Origin of the sequence: Sphingopyxis soli (assembly GCF_018682675.1) — a bacterium.
GTDB classification, from domain to species: domain Bacteria; phylum Pseudomonadota; class Alphaproteobacteria; order Sphingomonadales; family Sphingomonadaceae; genus Sphingopyxis; species Sphingopyxis soli.
The window spans coordinates 24,836-43,975 of the sequence record NZ_JAFMTR010000109.1 but is presented as its reverse complement, the minus strand read 5'-3'; the positions used below and the strand labels follow the sequence as shown (position 1 = coordinate 43,975).

The following is a 19,140-nucleotide window of genomic DNA, read 5'->3' as shown; positions in this document are numbered from 1 at the left end:
CGGGCCGCCCTTCGCGGTGGTCCGGTCGCCGCCGCGCGCTTTGCTGTTTCAAGACAAGAACTGCTCCAAAATGAAGCAGTTCGGAAAATCTTCGGCCATGTCCCCAAGCAGGAATATGCCCCCCTCTACCCCCGCCATATCCAAGGTTCATGGCCCGGCGTCCGATCGGGCCATGGGGGTGTGATTTTGCCCGACTCGGTGAAACCGCATCTTTGCGACCCAACAATGAAGAGGATAGCGAAATGCCAACTGTGACTCCTTCGAACGCACCGAATGCGGCGAAGAATCCGACCGCTCGCGGTCAGGTTCTGGGAACGAATGCGGTCGACTTCATCGATCTGAACGCAATCGTTTCCACCGCCACGCTGCCGTACAATGCGCGTGGCAACGGCGGTGCCGACACCGTCTACGGCAACAACCTCGACAACGACCTGTACGGCGACGCCGGCAATGACGCCGTCATCGGTCGTTATGGCAACGACCGTATCGATGGCGGAACCGGCAACGACACGCTGGTCGGCGACCAGGCCGATTTCGTCGTCATCGGCCCCGGAAACGTCCAATATGTCGGCATCGACAATGGCGCGGCCGACGGCAACGACACGCTGCTCGGCGGCGCGGGCGACGACACCGGCTACGGCGGTGGCGGCAACGACTATATCCGAGGCGATGCAGGCAACGACACGCTCTATGGTCAGTCGGGCGATGACCGTGTCGAAGGCAATGCCGGCAACGACTTTATCGACGGCGGCAGCGGCCAGGACAACCTCTATGGCGGCACCGAAACCGACGTGGTCCTCGGCGGCACGGGCGACGACTATATTGAAGGCGGCACCAACAGCAACGGTGTCGACCAGCTGTATGGTGGCGACGGCAACGACGTCATTTTCGGCGACAATGGTGTCAACCGCAAGGCCGATCCGGACTTTGCCTACAACCAGAGCGGCTACAACCCGGGTAACGGCCATGCCGATTACATCGAGGGCGGCGCAGGCGACGACCAGGTCTTCGGCCAGGGCGGCGGCGACACCATCCTCGGCGGCTCGGGCGACGACCTGCTCTGGGGCGATGACGGCAACGACACCGTTTTGGGCGGCACCGGCTTCGACCAGCTCGACGGCGGAGAAGGCGACGACGTCCTGCTCGGTGAAGACGGCGACGATGAAATCGACGGCGATGCCGGGGCCGACTACATCCGTGGTGGCGCGGGTCTCGACTTCGTCCAGGGCGGCGCCGACGACGACGACATCGGCGGCGGAGCCGACGATGACACGCTGAACGGCAACGACGGCAACGACCTGGTCCATGGTGACGGCGGCAACGACGTGATCTGGGGCGAAGGCGGCGACGACGACCTGTATGGCGATGCCGGCGACGACGTGATCCGCGGCAACGGGGATCCCTTCTTCGATCCGCTCGATCCGTCGAACACCGATGCCGACTTCATCTCGGGCGGCAGCGGCGACGACATCATCAACGGTGACGAAGGCGACGACGTCATCGAAGGTAATGACGACAACGACACCCTGTCGGGCGACGACGGCAACGACGTCATCTCGGGCGGCTCGGGCTTCGACAACATCACCGGCGGCAACGGCAACGACGTTGTTTCGGGTGGCGACGACGACGACCTGATCCAGGGCAACAACGGCGCCGACAATCTGTCGGGCGATGACGGCAACGACCTGATCTATGGTGGTGCCGGCAACGATGTCGTCAGCGGCAACGACGGGGACGACCAGCTCGCCGGTGATGCCGGCAACGATACCATGTACGGTGGTGACGGCGACGACATCATGTATGGTGACACGCTGTACGAAAACCTGGGTAACCCGGGTGGCGGCAACGACACCATGTTCGGTGGCGATGGCAACGACTATATGTCGGGCGGCTTCGGCAACGACAACATGAACGGCGATGAAGGCGACGACACCATTCGCGGCGACACCGGCAACGACACCATCAATGGTGGCGTGGGCGATGACAACCTCGAAGGTGAATCGGGCAACGACACCATCACCGGCGGCGAAGGCGACGATCATATGTCGGGCGGCGCAGGCAAGGACCTGTTCAAGTTCGACTCGACCGACAACTCGCCGGGATTTGGCAACGACGTGATCGGTGCTCCGTTCAACCTGGGTGACGGCCGCGACTTCAACCTCGCGAACCGTGACACGCTGGTGTTCGATGTCGACGCGGGCTTCGACCCGGCGAACGACATGGGCGTCATCACCGGCGACTGGGATGGCCAGGGCGACGGACTCGATGTCTTTGTCTTCACCTCGGCCGGTGCGGTGCTGATCGAAGACTTCTGGGAAGGCGCCTCGGCTCCGATCCAGGCTCTCGCTGCACTGGGCGCCTATGACTCGGTTGCCGCGATCAACGCGTACAGCCAGGGCAATGCGTCCTATGACATGATCACGTTCGTCTGAGGACAAGGCTTCGTACGGGGAGCCCGTTTCCTCGACGGACCTCTGCAGACTGGAGGGCAGGCCGCGGCCTGCCCTCCTTTTTATGCGTGGCGACGACCCCTCTCGCGAGGCGCCGGCGCCATCTTTTTTTCCTCGAATTTGCCAATGTCCCCATCTGGGAATGGCGGGAAACGTGGGTTTCCGCCATTCCGGTTGCAGGGTGGCGGACAGAATCATCCACACGACGCTCGCTTTGGCCAAGCGGGCTTGCAGAGCAAACGTCAACGGCATTTCTGCCGGCAAATCGAGGGAATTCCGTACCATTCTCTGGCTTCTGGCAGGTTCCCGAGTTCAGTCGGTCCCTCGGCCGGCTAGCCGTGTCCGCCGCCCAGACCCCCCGGGCGGCGGCCGGCGTCGGGCCGCGGAGCCGTTCGGTGACGGACCTCGAAGCATAGCCGCGAGGCACGCCCCATCCCGATGATCGCGACCCTGCTTTCCTTTCCCTTCGCCATGGCGCTGCTCGCGGTGTCGGTCCCGGCCGGGGAGCCGACTTTCATGTTTCCCGCCGACTGCCGCGTGGGCGATACGTGCCTGATCCAGAAACTCGTCGACCATGATCCGGGGCCGGGACGGAGCGATTATCGTTGCGGAACACTGACGACCGACGGCCACGACGGGATCGACATCCGGCTGCGGACGATGGCCGACATGCGGGCGGGCCATGCCGTGCTCGCGGCGCGCGACGGACTGGTGCTGCGCACCCGCGATGGCGAGCCCGACATCAGCGTGACCGAGCGCGCCGCGCCACCCGACAAGCAGGCGGGCAATGCCGTGGTGATCGACCATGGCGACGGATGGGAAACACAGTACAGCCATTTGCAGCGCGGCAGCGTCGCCGTCCGTCCGGGGCAGCGCGTCGCGGCGGGCGAACGCATCGGCCTGATCGGTTTGTCGGGCAACAGCGAGTTTCCGCACCTGCATTTCGCGGTCCGCCATCGCGGTCAGGCGATCGATCCCTTCACCGGCGGGGCGGCGGACGCATCCTGCATCGCTACGGGCGCGCCCTCCGGCCTCTGGGCGCCCGCCGCCGCGCTGCAGCTCGGTTACCGGCCGACGGCCGTCATCGCCGCAGGCCTTGCCTCCGCCGTGCCGGCAAAGGCCGTCACCGAGCGGGATCCGCCCCCGCGGCTCGCGGGCCGCGACGCTCCGCTGATCCTGTGGGTCGACGCCATGGGTGCGAAGGCGGGCGACCGCCAGTCGTTCGCGATCGCGGGTCCCGACGGCGCGATCGTGCACAGCCAGGAGGGCGTCGTGGCCGGAGGCGGCCTCAGCTGGTTCGCATACAGCGGCAAGCGCGCGCCGCCCGGCGGCTGGACGACAGGACATTATACCGGGCGCTATATTCTGCGGCGCGGGCCGGATATCGTCGCAACGTTCGAGGCGGAAGGCGTCATCGAATAAGATGGCGTCGTACTTGACAGATCAAGTATCGCCTTCATCGGATTGAAAAATAAACCATAAAAACTTCGCCGATTGGGCCGATATTATCCGGGAAATTTTGATTTGCAGGCGAACGGTCCCTATTTTTATTGATTTGTATCTCCGCATCCGTGAAATTTAAGGAAATCTTAACCCTTAAGTTATTCGATCTACCCCAAAGTATAGGGCCGCATACCGGAAATTGCCATTGCAGAATCAGTGACCTGGGTCTGTATTTCCGGGGTCAGTGATGACGCGCGGGCATCGGTCGCCAAAGAGAACCTAGCAGATCACAAAGCGAACATTGCGCATTCGGACGGCCATCTGGCGCGAACGCGATGCCGCTCGCCTTAGTCCGGTGTGACCTCCGTACAGGTCTTCGCCGGACGTCGGGGCGGGGGATGAAGTGCAGGGGGGCCGAAAGGCGATGGAGCGACAGGCAATTCAGCGACCCGGGGAGGTGGCTGGCATGGCAAGAGCCGTCCCGGCGGGTGCGACGCGCATCGTGCCGGCGAACGACGTTGTACAGCTGCCGCCGGGAACGCGTCTCGACGCCATCAAACTGTCGGGAAACGATCTCGTCATCACGCTACCCGACGGACAAGTGCTCGTCATCGTCGACGGGGCGCTCCATATTCCCCAGTTCCGGATCGGCCCGATCAATATTCCCGCGCCGACGATCGCGGCACTCATCGCGACGCAGGAGCCCGAGCCCGCGGCGGGAACGCTGCAAAGCTCGGGCGGAAATTTCGCCCAGACGCCCGGCGACATCGGCGACCCCTTCGCGATCGGCGACCTGCTGCCGCCGACCGATTTCGGCCTGCCCGACCGCGAGGCGCGCGAAATCATTCCCGATGCGGTCGACAACAAGCCCGACATCGTCATCATTACCCCCGATCAGCCTGCCGGTGCCGCCGACGCGACCGCCACGGTGTCGGAGGCTGCGCTGCCGGCGCGCGGTACCGAACCGCCGGGATCGAACGAGGCGTCGGGCCAGGAAACGATCACCGGCGCGATCCGGATCACCGCCCTCGACCAGCCGAGCAGTGTATCGGTCAACGGCACGGTGATCACCGCGGTCGGCCAGACCGTCGCGACGACTTACGGCCAGATCACCATCACCAGCATCACGCCCGATGCGATCGGCTACAGCTATGTGCTGACCGACAATGCGACCGTCCCCGATGCGCGCGATGTCGTGACGGTGACGGTGACCGATGCCGACGGCGACGTCGATACGGCAACGCTGACCTTGACGATCGCCGACGATGTCGCGACGGCGCGTCCCGACGTCGACGATACCGAAGCCGGCACCCGCAATCCGGCCGCCGGTAATGTCATCACCGGAGAGGGTACGACCAGCGGCGCAGCCGGCGCCGACACGCTGGGCGCCGACGGGGCGCTCGTCACCGGCTTCCGCACCGGGGCGGGAACGGACTTCGTGGCGCCGGGCGCGCCGATCGACGGCCAATATGGCCGACTGTTGATCACCACCGATGGCCGCTATGTCTATGTCCGGAACCCGGGGACGCCGGGCGGCGTCTCCGACACATTCGTCTATCGCCTGACCGATGGCGACGGCGACACATCGACCGCGACGCTGACGATCAACATCGCCGACAGCACACCGACGCTGGCGGTTCCGGTCGCGGGCGGCGAGGGCACTTTCGTCAACGAGGCGGGGCTTCCCGAACGGCCCGGCGAACCGGCCGGATCGAGCACCGGCGACGATTCCTATTTCAGCTTCGGCACGATCCAGTTCGGCGCGGCCGACGGGCCGGCGGCGATCACGATCAACGGGATACTGGTGACCGAAGAGGGGCAGGCGATCGCGCTGCCGACGGGCACCTTCTACATTGTCGCAATCAACCCCGATTCGATCGAATATGCCTTCGCGCTTGAGGACAATGTGATCGGCGATCCGGCGTCGCAGACGATCACGGTCGGGATCACCGACATCGACGGCGATGCGGTCTCCGCCAGTTTCGAAATCGACATCATCGACGATGCGCCGGTCGCGATCGCCGATTTCGACACGATCGTCAGCGGCAGTGACACCGCGACGGGCAATGTGATCACCGACGCCGAAAATGACGGCGGCCGGGACACCGTCGGCGCCGATGGCGCGCTGGTGTCGTTCGTGACCGGCACCGGCGATCCGGTCCCCGCGGGAACGCCGGTCGCGGGTCTCTATGGCATCCTGACGCTCAAGGCCGATGGCAGCTACAGCTATGTCCGCGATCCCGAGGCGCCGGGCGGTGTCGCCGATGTCTTCACCTATCGCCTGACCGACGGCGACGGTGACAGCGCGACCGCGACGCTGACGATCAATATCGCCGACAGCGGGGTCCGGATTCGCGTGCCGAGCGGCTCTGATGACGGCGTTACGGTCGCGGAGGCCGGGCTGCCCGGCGGTTCGGCGCCCGAAAGCGGCGGCGCCGCGACCAGCGGCTCGATTGCGATCTCGGCCCCCGACGGGCTGGGGTCAATCCGGATCAACGGTGTCGAGGTCACGGGTGTCGGCCAGGCGATCGAGGGCAGCTTCGGGACGCTGACCATCACCAGCCTCAGCCCGACCGCGATCGGCTACTCCTATGTACTGACCACGGCGAGCTATGGCGACGATGCGACCGACAGCTTCGGCATCACGGTCAGCGACAGCGACGGCGACAGCGCGAATGCGTCGCTCGAAATCGCGATCGTCGACGATGTCCCGACCGCGACCGACGATGTCGATTCGGTCGACGCGGGCAGCGAACAGGGCGCGGACGGCAATGTGCTGACGGGCAGCGGCGGCGACGATGCGAATGCGACCGACGGCGCCGCCGACGTGCAGGGCGCCGATGGCGCGACCGTCACGGCGGTATCCTTCGCGGGCCAGGAGGGCCACGTCGATGGCCAGACGCTCGGCGCCTATGGCACGCTGGAGATCGCGTCCGACGGCAGCTATCTTTATGTCGTCGATCCCGAGAACGCCGATGTGATCGGGCTCAACGGCAACGAGGAACTGACCGAGAGCTTCGATTATGTCGTCACCGACGGCGACGGCGACGAGGCGACGGCGACGCTGACGATCACGATTCGCGGCCGCGACGACGGGATCACCTTCACCGGCCTGAATGCCGACGGCGGCGAAGTCACCGTGTCGGAGGCGAATCTTGCCGACGGGTCGGACCCGAACAGCGACGCGCTCGTCCGCACCGGCAGCTTCAGCTTCGACGCACCCGACGGCATCGCGGGGTTGACCGTCGGGGGCGAGCCGCTCTTCGACGGCGACATCATCGTCGGCACGTCGATCGCCACGGCGCTCGGTATCCTGACGATCACCGATTTCGAACCCGTCTATGACAATGCCGGCGACATCGTCGGCGGGACGATCGGCTACAGTTACGAACTGGTCGACAACAGCCTGTTGCACAGCGGCGCCAACGGGGCGTCGCTGACCGATAGCTTCGCCGTGGCGATCACCGACAGCGACGGAACGACGTCGACGGCCAGCCTCGATGTTCGCGTTCTCGACGACAATCCGGTCGCGCGGTCGGCGCCGTCGATTACCGTCGCCGAGGATGCGCCGCCGATTTCGGGCAATCTGCTCGCGAACGACACGCGCGGCGCCGATGGCGCGGTGGTGACCGGGGTGACGATCGGCGGCGTGGCGGTGACGGTCGCGGCGAGCGGAACGACGAGCTATACCAACGCGAACGGCACCTATACGTTCAGGGCCGATGGCGCGTGGACCTTCGATCCCGTGACCCAGACCAGCCAGTTCCCCATTGCGGCCGATTTCACCTACACGATCACCGATGGCGACGGCGACCAGTCCTCGGCGCTGCAGCAGATCCGGCTGGCCGACGGCACGGAGCCAAAGGCCGGCGCGCCGATCAGCCTGACCGTCGACGACCAGCATCTGGCGAGCGGATCGACGCCGTCGATCTTCCAGCCGGTCACCGCGAGCGGCCAGATCGCCTTCACGCCGGGGTCCGATGCGATCGCGTCGATCGGCTTCGGCGATCCCTCGGGCCTCGACGGCGGGCTGATCTGGACGCTCGAGTCGGACACGCAGATCATCGGCCGCGATGCCGACGACACTGTCGTCGTCATCCTCGACCTCAGCGTCGCGGGGAATGTCGCGACCGTCACGATGACGCTCGAGTCCAACTATGGCATGCACCCCGACACGCTCGCCGACGACCTTGCCGAACTGGGCTCGGTCGAGGTGATTGCGACCGACGCCGACGGCGACAAGGTGTCGGGCACGGTCGATCTTTCGGTGTCCGACGATGTTCCCTCGATCATGGCCGTGACCTCTTCCACCGGCGCGCTGATGGTCGACGAGACCAATCTCGCGGTCGATGCGACAGCCGATTTCGCGACCTTCTTCCACGTCGTCACCGGGGCCGACGCCTCGGGGAGCAAGGTCAGCTATGCCTTCGAGGTCACTACGGCTTCGGGGCTGGTCGACGTCGCGACGGGATCGAAGATCATCCTCCAGGCGAACGGCAATGTCGTCGAAGGCCGGCTGCAGGACTCGCTCTCGACCGTTGCCTTCCGGCTGACGATCGACGCCAACGGGCAGGCGACGCTCGACCAGATGCGCGCGATCAAACATGGCGATGCGACCAATCCCGATGACATTGCAACGCTGTCGTCGACGCTGATCCGTCTCGTCGCGACCATCACCGACGGCGATGGCGACCAGGCGACGGCGATCGCGTTCGTCGGCAACACGCTGGCGTTCCGGGACGACGGCCCGGCGATCGACGCGACGAACGTCGACACCAACAGCGTCCTGCTCACCACACAGGATGCCGACACGCGCGGCGCGGCCTTCGACACCGCGACCGCAGACCTGTCATCGGCCTTCTCGGCGGCATCGGTGCAATTCGGCGCCGACGGCCCCGCCGGTGCGGGTCAGGTCACATGGAGTTATGCGCTTGCGCTGGGCACGGCGGCTGCGACCACCGCCTTGACCAGCAATGGCGTGCCGGTCACGCTTGCCCTTGTATCCGGACAGATTGTAGGCAGCGCGGGCGGCACGCCGGTCTTTTCGGTGGCGGTGAATGCGGCGACGGGGATCGTCACGCTCACCCAGTTCGCCGAGATCGACCATCCGTTGCCCGGGTCTCCGGCCAATTATGCGGCGCAGCTCGTCGAACTGGGTGCGAACCTGATCGAGCTGCGCGGCACCGCGACGATCACCGACCGCGATGGCGACAGCGCATCGGACACGGTCGCCGTCGATCTGGGCGGCAACATCCGCTTTGCCGACGATGGTCCGACCGTATCGGCAGGCGGCAGCGCACCGGTGCTGGTGCTCGACGAGAGCAATCTCGCGGTGGATGCGACGGCCGACCTGTCGAGCCTGTTTGCGCCAACGACCGATTTCGGCGCCGACGGCCCCGGCGCCACCGCCTATGAGCTGGGGGTGACCGCCGGACCGAGCGGGCTGATCGACTCGCTGACGGGCGAGCCGGTGATCCTCTCGATCGTCGGCGGCGTGGTCTATGGCCGCACCGCGACGCACGAGGTGTTCCGCATTTCCGTCGACGCCGGCGGCCTCGTCACCTTCGACCAGTCGCGCGCGGTGCTTCATACGCCCGACAGCGGACCCGACCAGACGCTGTTCCTTCAGGGCAGCAATCTGATCACGCTGACCGCGATCGTCACCGACGGCGACGGCGATACCGCGCGGACAACCGCCGACATTACCGGCCGGTTCGCGATCCGCGACGACGCTCCGCTTGCCGTCCATGACGATGACAATGTCGCACGCGACGGCCAGAACTTTGCCGATGGCAACCTGCTCACCGGTATTGGCGGCACCGACGAGAACGGCATGGACGGATCGGCCGACAACGGGGGCGCCGACGGCGGGCTGCACGTCACGGGCGTCGCCTTCGGCGCGACGACGGGCTCGATCGGCGCGGCGCTGGCAGGCGACTATGGTGCGATCACCATCGCCGCCGACGGCAGCTATCGTTATGACCTCGACCCGGCCGACCCGGCGGTCATCGCGCTCGGCGCGAACGAGACGCTGACCGAGACCTTCCATTACACCGTGCAGGACGCCGACGGCGACAGCGCGACCGCGACGATCACGATCACGATCACCGGCGCCAACGACTTCCCCGTCGCGCGCGCCGACACCAACTGGGTGATCGACGGTCCGAGCGGGTCGGACCCGAGCGCGAGCGGCAATGTGCTGCAGGATATCGCGCACCCCGGCGCGCCCTTCGGGCTCTTCGCCGATGTCGCCGACAATGACCCCGACCTCGAGCCGATTACCGTCACCTCGGCCGGCACCTATGTCGGCCTCTACGGCACGCTGGTGATCGCCGCCGACGGCAGCTACACCTATACGCTCGACGAGGACAAGGCGGCGGTCAACGCGCTCGACGCGGGCCAGACGCTGGTCGACACCTTCCCCTACATGATCAGCGACGGCGCGCTTTCGGTCGCCTCGACATTGTCGGTCACCGTGTTCGGGACCAACGACGCGCCGACAATCGGCACGGCGATCGCGCGCGTGTCGGAAGAGGGATTGGTCGGCGGGATCCCCGATGCGCTGCCCGACGCGACGCTCGATACCACGAACAGCACCATGGCCAGCGGCACGCTTGCGATCGGCGATGCCGACGCCGGCGAGACGCTGACCGCGATGCTGGGCGATCCCGGCGCCGTGCTGACGGCGGGCGGGGTGCCGGTGACCTGGACAGGCGTCGGCACCGGAACGTTGATCGGTTCGGCGGCGGGTGCGGAAGTCATCCGCGTCACGCTGGCGCCGAACGGCGCCTATACGGTGACGCTGTCGCACGCGGTCGACCACCCGACCGTCGCGATCGAGGATCTCAAGAGCTTCTCGGTTCCCGTTTCGGTCTCCGACGGGACGACGACGACAACCAACGCCTCGGCGATCCAGGTCGTGATCGAGGATGATGCGCCGAACGCGGTCGGCGAAGCCGGATCGACCTCGCAGCCGACGCAGGATGTGAACACGCTCTTCATCCTCGATTTCAGCGACAGCATCGACAATGGCGAGCTGAACACGATGATAAGCGCGGTGCAGGGCGCGCTCAGCCAGCTCGACAACGCGGCGTCGGGCGTGATGACGATCCGCTTCGTGATCTTCTCGTCGGGCTCCTTCGCCTCGCCGTCCTTTGCGAGCGCCGCCGATGCGAACGCCTATCTCGACTCGCTCAACCCGGCGGCGGGCGGCGAACGTCCGTCGAACGAGGAGATCGGGCTCAACACCAACTATACCGGCGCGATCCAGACTGCGCTCGCCAATTTCACGGCGATTTCGGGCGCCAGCAACCAGGTCTTCTTCCTGAGCGACGGCAACCCGAACCAGGGCGTGCAGTTCGGCGGCATCCCGCCGCAGGTCGTCAATTCGCTGGCCGCGTCCACCGCGGCGGCGTGGAACAGCTTCGTCGACAGCAACCACGTCAACGTCACGGCGATCGGGATCGACAACAACCCGCTTCAGCCGCTCAATATCCAGCGGCTGCGCGACGTCGACGTCAATGACGCGCCCAACAACCAGCCGATCCTCGTCGACGATTTCCAGGATCTGGTCGGTACCTTGCTGTCGGTCATCGTGCCGTCGGCGGTGGTCGGCGATCTCGACGTCAACGATGCGTTCGGTGCCGACGGCGGCCGCTTGCTGTCGATCACGATCGGGACGACCACCTACAGCTGGGACGGCGCATCGAGCATATCGGTGTCCACCGGCGGGTCGATCGCGGGCACCAGTCTCAACGCCGTGGCCACCCCGATGGGCGGCACGCTGACACTCGACTTTGCGACCGGCCAATATACCTACCAGCCGCCGACGCCGATCACCGTCACCGCAACCGAAGTCTTCTCCTATGTGCTGACCGACCGCGACGGCGACACTGCGACCGCGAACCTGTCGGTCACGATCAACGCGCTCGCGCCGCCGATCGCGCTCGATCTCGATGGCGACGGGGTCGAGTTCGTGTCGTCCGATGCGGCGGTCCGCTTCGACTATGACGGCGACGGGGTGGCGGAGACGACCGCATGGGTCGGCCGCGACGACGCACTGCTCGCGATCGACAAGAATGGCGACGGGAAGGTCAATGACGGGTCCGAGCTCGTTTTCGGCGGCAAGGGATTGTCCGACCTGCAGGGACTCGCCGCGGCCTACGACAGCAATGGCGACGGCAAGCTCGACGCGGCCGACAAGGATTTCGCGAAGTTCGGCGTCTGGCAGGACGCCAACGGCAATGGTGTCACCGACCCCGGCGAGTATCGCTCGCTGATCGATGCCGGGATCGTCAGCATAGCGCTGGCCTCCGACAATCGTGGCTACACGGCTGCGGACGGCCAGGTCGTCGTGCGCGGGGAGGCGACCTATACCCGCGCCGACGGCAGCACCGGCAAGCTCGCCGACGCCGCCTTCGCGACGAATTTCGCCGCCGACCAGCAGCGGAGCGCGGCGGGCCTGTCGACCGCGATGCTCGTCGCTGGGCTCGCCGCGGCGACCCCGCTCGCCGCCGAAGAGCCGGCGCCGGCACCGGCCGAGCAACCGCTCGCGGCCAGCCTCGATGGCGAGGCACCCGTCGGTGCCGCGCCGTATCAGCGGGACATCGAACCGGCGAGCAAGGCCGACCTCTCCACGCATCTCGCGTCGGATGAAGCGGACAGCGACCGCCACCATGATGACGCCCCGACGCGGCAGGCGATCGATCGTGGCGGTGAGGACGGCGCGCCGGCGAGCCATGCCGCCGATCCGGCGCCCGAGCGCAGCTATGCAAGCCTGCTCGAGGAGACGCAGGTCGACCGCGCCGAGGCTGCGGCGCCCAGGGCCGATGCGGCGCCGTCGGTCGATCAGGTCCAGATGGCGCTGCCCGCGCAGGCCGTCGCGCCCGACGCGGGAGCCCACGACGTCAAGGCGATCGTCGCCGGGGCGCTCGAAGGGGCGCAGGTCGATCTCGACGCGCTGCTTGGCGCGGCGCCGGCGTCGAACCAGGCGCTCCCGCAGGTGCCCGTGCTCGCGAGCGCAACCGAGGGGCTGCTCGGCGACGGCGGCATGATCGGCACGGGGCACGGTTTCATGGCGGGTCTCGCCGAACAGCATATCGCCGCGCAGCTTGAACAGGCGGCGGCGGTTCACGCGTGACCAAAGGGAAGACGGACCAAAAGAAAAAGGGCGCAATGGGGGAAGCAACGCAGGCCGAAAGGGCAGGCACCGCGATCCTCCGAAGACAGCCGAGGGAAATGCAGGGGAAGTAAGATGCCGAACATCCGTACAGCAGCCTTGTTGCTCACCGCCGTCGCTGTCGTCGCGATATCGGGACCAGCGCGCGCGCAGCGTGTCGAGCTCAAGACCGCGGTCGAAACGGCGATGCAGACCAACCCCGAGATCAACCAGGCGGTCGAAAACCGCACCGCGATCGAGTTCGAGCGCGAACAGGCGCAAGGCCTGTTCCTGCCGCGCGTTTCGGTCGAGGGATCGGCGGGAATCCGCCGGCTTGAAAACGGCACCCGGCGCAACCTCGGCATCGCCGACGACAAGCTTTATCCGGTCGAGGGCAGCCTGCGCATCGAACAGATGCTGTTCGACGGCGGCGTGCGGAGCAAGGAGGTGAAGCGCCAGGCATCGCGCACCGACGGCGCCGCCTTTCGCGTCGAGGAACGCTCGCAGTTCATCGCGCTGCAGGTGACGCGCCAATATCTCGACTATCTGCTGCAGCAACGCATCGTCGCGGCGTCGCAGGACAATATCGATTTCCACTCCAGGCTCGTGGCAGACCTGCGTGAGGGTGTCGCCAAGGGCTCGCTCAGCATCGCCGACCAGCAGCAGGCCGAGGAGCGCCAGCAGGCGGCGCAGGCGCGATTGACCGAGTCCAACCTCGACCTCGTCAACACCGGGGCGTCGTTTCGCACGCTGACCGGGCTCGAACTCGTCGACGGTGCCTCGTTGCCGCCGTCGCTCGCGGGCAATATCCCCGCCTCGCTCGAAGAAGCGCTCGCCCGCGCGCGCGAACGCAACCCCCGGGTGCGCGAGGCGCAGGCCGATCTCGACGCAGCGCACGCGATGGTCGGCAAGGCGAAGGCCGAGCAGATGCCGACGCTCGCGCTCGAGGGCAATGCGCGGATCGGCGACGATATCGACGGCTTCCGCGGCGAAACCAACGACCTGCAGGCGGGCGTCGTGATGCGCTGGGACATATTCAACGGCGGGATCAAGAAGGCGAAGGTGCAGGAGATGTACCGCCGCGAGCGCGAAGCGCGCTTCCGCGTCGACCAGATGGTGCGCGAGGCCGAGGAGGATGTGCGCGTCGCTTGGAATACGTGGGACGCGCAGGGCAGGCTGGTCAAGGAGCTGGAGGAGCAGAGCCGCGTCTCGGACGAACTGCTGCGGTCGTACCGCGCCCAGTTCAACGTCGGCCGCCGCTCGCTGCTCGACGTGCTGGATGCGCAAAACACGCGCTACAATGTCCAGGTGCGCGCCGAGACCGCCAAATTCGCGCAATTCTATGCCGAGTTCAAATTGCTGGCGGCGCTCAATGACCTGCTCGCCGCGATGGAGGTCGCGCCGCCGAAGGCCGCGACTGCGAACGCGCGCGAGCGTTTCAAGGTCCGGACCGCGCCGCAGACCGACCCGGCGTCGATGCGGGAACCGCGGTGAATTTTCCGGGTCATATGCGTGGAGCCCGCCGCCTTCGCGACGTTTCGCTGATGACGGGGTTCGAAAGCTGGCGGGCGGAATCTGCCGCGGGTGACGAGCTGCTCGATACGGTCGCCGGCATCGCGGCGATGTTCGAGCGCCCCTTCGCCGAGGGACGCGTCAAGAAGGGGCTGGCGCTCGACGAGGACGGGTTCGTCCCGCTCGACCAGATCGACCATGCGCTCGACGCCGTCGGGCTGCGCTGCCATCTCGTGCGCCGGCCGCTGGCGGGCTGGAACACGCAGGACGTGCCCGCGATTCTGCTCGTCGATGGCGAACGGCCGCTGATCCTCACCGATCTCGATGGCGATGCCTGTTCGGTGCGCCTGCCGGGGGCAAGCGTCGATATCGGCGTCGACCGGGCGCAGCTCGAGGCCGCCTATTCGGGGCAGGGCGTGATCGTGCGCCACGATCCGTCGAGCGAGGCGGCGCGCGAGCGGCCGTGGGACGAGGCGGCGAAGCACCACTGGTTCTGGAGCGAGGTGTGGAAGGAGCGCGGGCAATATGCCTATGTCATGCTCGCGTCGTTCCTGATCAGCCTGCTCGCCTTCGCGATGCCGCTGTTCACGATGAACGTCTATGACCGCATCATCCCGAACAAGGCGGCGTCGAGCCTGTGGGTGCTCGCGCTCGGCGCGATGTTCGCGATCGCGGTCGAATATGGGTTGCGGCTCGCCCGCACCGGGCTGATCGACGAGGTCGGACGCGGGATCGACGCGCGGCTGTCGCAGCGCCTGCTCGACAAGGTATTGAACCTGCCGCTCGCGACACAGCGCGGCAGCACCGGCGCGCTCGCGCGGCGCGTGACCGAATATGAGCAGGTGCGCGATTTCTTCGCCTCGACCACCGTGGTGCTGGTCACCGACATCCTCTTCCTCTTCGTCTTCGTCGGCCTGATCGCGCTGCTGGGCGGCTGGCTGGCGGTGATTCCGATCGTTTCGATGGCGATCATGCTCGTCATGGGCTGGGTGCTCCAGCGGCGGATGAGCCTTGCGGTCGCCGACGCGCAGGTCGACGCCAGCCTGCTCCAGACGACGCTGATCGAATCGATCGGCAGCCTCGAAACGGTGAAGGCGTGCCGCGCCGAAGGGCGAATGCTCGGCAAGTGGCGGCGGCTCTCGGCCTCGAACGCCTATACGCAGGAGGAGATGCGCAAGCTGACCGCGACCGCGGTCAACCTCGCCACGCTCTGTCAGCAGGGAACGAGCATCGCGCTGATCATCGGCGGCTTCTATCTGTTCAACGCCGGCATCATCTCGATGGGCGCGATCATCGCCATCGTCATGCTCGCCAGCCGCTCGCTCGCGCCGGTCGGACAGCTCGCCTTCCTGATGACGCGCGGGCGGCAAGCCTTCGTCACGCTGAACAGCCTGCAATTGCTGATGGACCAGGAGGACGAGCGCGAGAAAGGCAGCCGCTCGATCACGCCGGCAATTCGCGACGGGCGCCTGCAGCTCGACCATGCGGGGTTCTGCTATCCCGAGACCGAGCGCGAGGCGCTCGCCGACATCAGCCTGACGATCGAGCCCGGCGAGCGCATCGGGCTGATCGGCCGCGTCGCGTCGGGCAAATCGACGCTCGGCCGCCTGCTTTGCGGTCTCTATGACCCCACCGCCGGCAGCTATCGCATCGACGGCCTCGAAAGCCGACAATATGATCCGCACGACCTTCGCGAAACGCTGCGCTTCGTCGGGCAGGACGCCGAGCTGTTCAGCGGCACGGTGCGGGAGAATCTGCTCGTCGGCGCGAACGAAGCGAACGACGCCGCGATCATCGAGGCGGTGAAGCGGTCGGGCGCCGATGCTTTCATCGGCCGCGACGCCACCGGGTTCGATTTCCACATCGGCGAACGCGGCTCGCGCCTGTCGGGCGGCCAGCGCAGCTTTCTGGTGCTGGCGCGTGCGCTGGTGACCCCGGCGCATCTGCTCTTCCTCGACGAGCCGACCGGGGCAATGGACAGCCAGACCGAGCAAATGTTCGTCGACCGGTTGCGGACCGCGATCCCCGCCGGCCAGACACTGATCCTCGCGACGCACCGGATGGCGGTGCTGAACCTCGTCGACCGGCTGATCGTGATGGACAATGGCCGGATCGTCGCCGACGGCCCGCGCGACGAAATCCTCGCACAGCGGACGCTGCCATGAGCGCAGTCGTCGCCCCCCGCCGCTATGGCACCGTCGCTGCCGACGACAATCGTCGCACGGCGTTATGGCTCGTCGGGATCGTCGTCGTCGTGTCGCTGCTGACTTCGAACGCGCTGTGGGCGCAGCTCGGTGATCTGTTTGGCGTCGGCGATGCCGACTATCATGCGCAGGACGCGGCGCCGCCGCCCAAGCTCGATCGCGAGATGGTCGAGCTGATCAAGCTGACCGAAGACCCCGCGCAGATGATCGTCGAGGCGCCCGAAACCGCGATCACGCGCAACGAGGCGATTCCCTTCGCCCACGGCCCGGTCGTGAAGGCGCGGCCCTTCGAGCCGGTGGCCGCCGACCAGATCGCGCGGCTGACCGCGCTCAAATGCCTGACGCAGGCGGTCTATTTCGAGGCCGGGTTCGAACCGGTCAAGGGACGGCGCGCGGTCGCGCAGGTCGTGCTCAATCGCATGATGCATCCCGCTTTCCCGAAATCGGTGTGCGGCGTCGTCTATCAGGGCGTGAACCGGCCGGTGTGCCAGTTCAGCTTCACCTGCGACGGCTCGCTGAAGCGGCGCCCCAATGCCGAGGCGTGGAAGGAAGCCGAGGAGGTCGCGCTTGCCGCCCTCAACGGCTATGTCGAGCCCGCGGTCGGCTATGCGACCCATTATCACGCCAATTATGTGTCGCCCTATTGGGCGCCCAAGCTGGTCAAGCTCGCGCAGATCGGCGCGCATATCTTCTATCGCTGGCCGGGCCGCTGGGGCACGCCGGGCGCCTTTTCGGGCCGCTACAGCGGAATGGAGGCGATCCCGGCAATCCTGCCGCGCGCGTCGCTGGCGAAGGACGGCGGGGGCGCAGGTGGCGACGGGCGGACGCTCGCGGCGGCGGGCGACCCGACCGCCGCGCTGCAGGACCGGCGCGCCGAAAACGACAATGGCGGCCGTCTCGACACCGCCAAGGGCTGGGAGCTCGCGATCCCGGCGCCCGAGGAAGCGAGCCGCGCGTCGCGGATGATCGCGGCGCAACAGGGCGGCGACTATGACATCGGATTGAAGGAGAGCGGTTTGTGATCAGGGCGCGCTCCTATGTGGGAACCCGCCGGGTGATCCTGGCGTCGGCTGTCGGGCTGTTCGTTTTCGTGAGTTGGGCGAGCTTCGCCAAGGTCGAGGAGGTGACGCGCGGACAGGGCCGCGTCATCCCCTCCAGCAAGGCGCAGGTCGTCCAGTCGTCGGAACCGGCGACGATCCTCGACATCGTCGTCCGGCCGGGTCAGCCGGTGCGCCGGGGCCAGTTGCTGGTCCGGCTCGACGACACCGAATCCTCGTCGCAGCTCGGCCAGATCGAGGCCGAGAACCGCTCGCTTGCCGCGCGCGCGGCGCGGCTGGGGCGCGAGGGGAGCGGCAGCGGCGCGGGCGCCGCTTGCGGCCCCGGGCAAAGCCAGGCCGAATGCAGCCAGGAGGCCGACCTGCAATCGGTGCGCGCTGCGGCGCTGAAGAGCCGGCAGGCCGCGCTTGCGGCCGCGGTCGAGCAGCGCCGCCGCGATTATGACGAGGCGCAGGCGACGATCGCGTCGCTGAAGTCCAGCCTCGGCCTTGCGCAGAATCAGGTCGACCTGCTCGAACCGCTCGCGGCCAAATCGATCGTTCCGCAGACCGAATTGCTCAACGCCCGGCGCGAGGCGACCGAAATCCGCGGCAAGCTCGCCGCCGCCGAACAGGCGGCCTCGCGCGCCTCGGCGGCGATCAGCGAGGCGCGCGCGCAGATGTCCGAGGCGGGACTGCAGTTCCGGCAGGAGGCGCTCAACGAACGCAACCAGCTGATCGCCAAGATGGCGGTGAATTCGGAATCGCTGCGCGGGGCCGCCGGGCGCCGGGATCGCAGCGAAATCCGCTCGCCGGTCAACGGGATCGTCAACGACGTGCAGGTCACGACGGTCGGCGGCTTCGTCCAGGCAGGGCAGAAGATCATGCAGGTCGTGCCCGTCGGCGACAAATTGCTCGTCGAGGCGCGCGTCGCGCCGCGCGACATCGCGTTCATCAAGGTCGGCGACCGCGCGAACGTGAAGGTCACGGCCTATGACTTCGCCATCTATGGCGCCTTGTCGGGCCGCGTCGTGCAGGTCTCGGCCGACAGCATCTATGACGAGGTCGCGAAGGAGGCCTATTTCACCGTCGTCGTCGAGACCGACGTCGCTTATCTCAAGAGCGGGCAGCGCAAGCTGCCGATCAGCCCCGGCATGATCTGCGACGTCGAGGTGATCACGGGCAAGAAGAGCGTGCTCAGCTACTTGTTCAAGCCTTTCCTGCGGGCGCGCTCGGAAGCCTTTACCGAACGCTGATCGCCGCCGGTCGGGACCGGAATGAAAGCGGGCTCCGGATTTCGATCCGGAGCCCGCTTTTGTTGTGCTTGTCGCAAGCTACGG

The 19,140-nt window shown here is 66.8% G+C and carries 7 protein-coding genes; all 7 read left to right on the top strand.

Annotation, left to right across the window (positions count from 1 at the left end):
* Window positions 1–149 precede the first annotated feature (149 nt).
* The 7 genes from J1N50_RS16290 (at window position 150) to J1N50_RS16260 (ending at window position 19,056) form a co-directional block, all read left to right on the top strand.
* Complete coding sequence (locus J1N50_RS16290) at window positions 150–2,432, top strand: calcium-binding protein (protein ID WP_215355643.1); 2,283 nt, start codon at window positions 150–152, stop codon at window positions 2,430–2,432.
* Window positions 2,433–2,888: 456 nt separating this feature from the next.
* Window positions 2,889–3,872 carry a M23 family metallopeptidase gene (locus J1N50_RS16285; RefSeq protein ID WP_215355641.1) on the top strand — a complete coding sequence of 328 codons (984 nt, stop codon included), beginning with the start codon at window positions 2,889–2,891 and terminating at the stop codon, window positions 3,870–3,872.
* A 487-nt stretch (window positions 3,873–4,359) separates the two neighbouring features.
* Window positions 4,360–13,032, top strand: coding sequence for a DUF5801 repeats-in-toxin domain-containing protein (locus J1N50_RS16280; RefSeq protein WP_215355639.1), 8,673 nt, complete (start codon window positions 4,360–4,362; stop codon window positions 13,030–13,032).
* A gap of 114 nt (window positions 13,033–13,146) precedes the next feature.
* Entirely contained in the window at window positions 13,147–14,544 is a 1,398-nt protein-coding gene (locus J1N50_RS16275) for a TolC family outer membrane protein (RefSeq protein ID WP_215355637.1), read from the top strand.
* Between the two features lie 14 nt (window positions 14,545–14,558).
* Window positions 14,559–16,727: a type I secretion system permease/ATPase gene (locus J1N50_RS16270; protein WP_246553665.1), complete on the top strand. Its 2,169-nt coding sequence runs from the start codon at window positions 14,559–14,561 to the stop codon at window positions 16,725–16,727.
* Window positions 16,724–17,788, top strand: coding sequence for a cell wall hydrolase (locus tag J1N50_RS16265; RefSeq protein WP_215355635.1), 1,065 nt, complete (start codon window positions 16,724–16,726; stop codon window positions 17,786–17,788). Before J1N50_RS16270 ends, J1N50_RS16265 begins: the two co-directional genes overlap by 4 nt.
* Window positions 17,785–19,056: an HlyD family type I secretion periplasmic adaptor subunit gene (locus J1N50_RS16260; protein ID WP_215355633.1), complete on the top strand. Its 1,272-nt coding sequence runs from the start codon at window positions 17,785–17,787 to the stop codon at window positions 19,054–19,056. The genes J1N50_RS16265 and J1N50_RS16260 overlap by 4 nt, the downstream gene beginning before the upstream one ends.
* The last annotated feature ends 84 nt before the right edge of the window (window positions 19,057–19,140 follow it).

Excerpts from the sequence above, each read along its gene's own strand:
- J1N50_RS16290 (WP_215355643.1), top strand. The coding sequence starts at position 150 with ATGGCCCGGCGTCCGATCGGGCCATGGGGGTGTGATTTTGCCCGACTC.
- J1N50_RS16285 (WP_215355641.1), top strand. The coding sequence starts at position 2,889 with ATGATCGCGACCCTGCTTTCCTTTCCCTTCGCCATGGCGCTGCTCGCG.
- J1N50_RS16280 (WP_215355639.1), top strand. The coding sequence starts at position 4,360 with ATGGCAAGAGCCGTCCCGGCGGGTGCGACGCGCATCGTGCCGGCGAAC.
- J1N50_RS16275 (WP_215355637.1), top strand. The coding sequence starts at position 13,147 with ATGCCGAACATCCGTACAGCAGCCTTGTTGCTCACCGCCGTCGCTGTC.
- J1N50_RS16270 (WP_246553665.1), top strand. The coding sequence starts at position 14,559 with ATGCGTGGAGCCCGCCGCCTTCGCGACGTTTCGCTGATGACGGGGTTC.
- J1N50_RS16265 (WP_215355635.1), top strand. The coding sequence starts at position 16,724 with ATGAGCGCAGTCGTCGCCCCCCGCCGCTATGGCACCGTCGCTGCCGAC.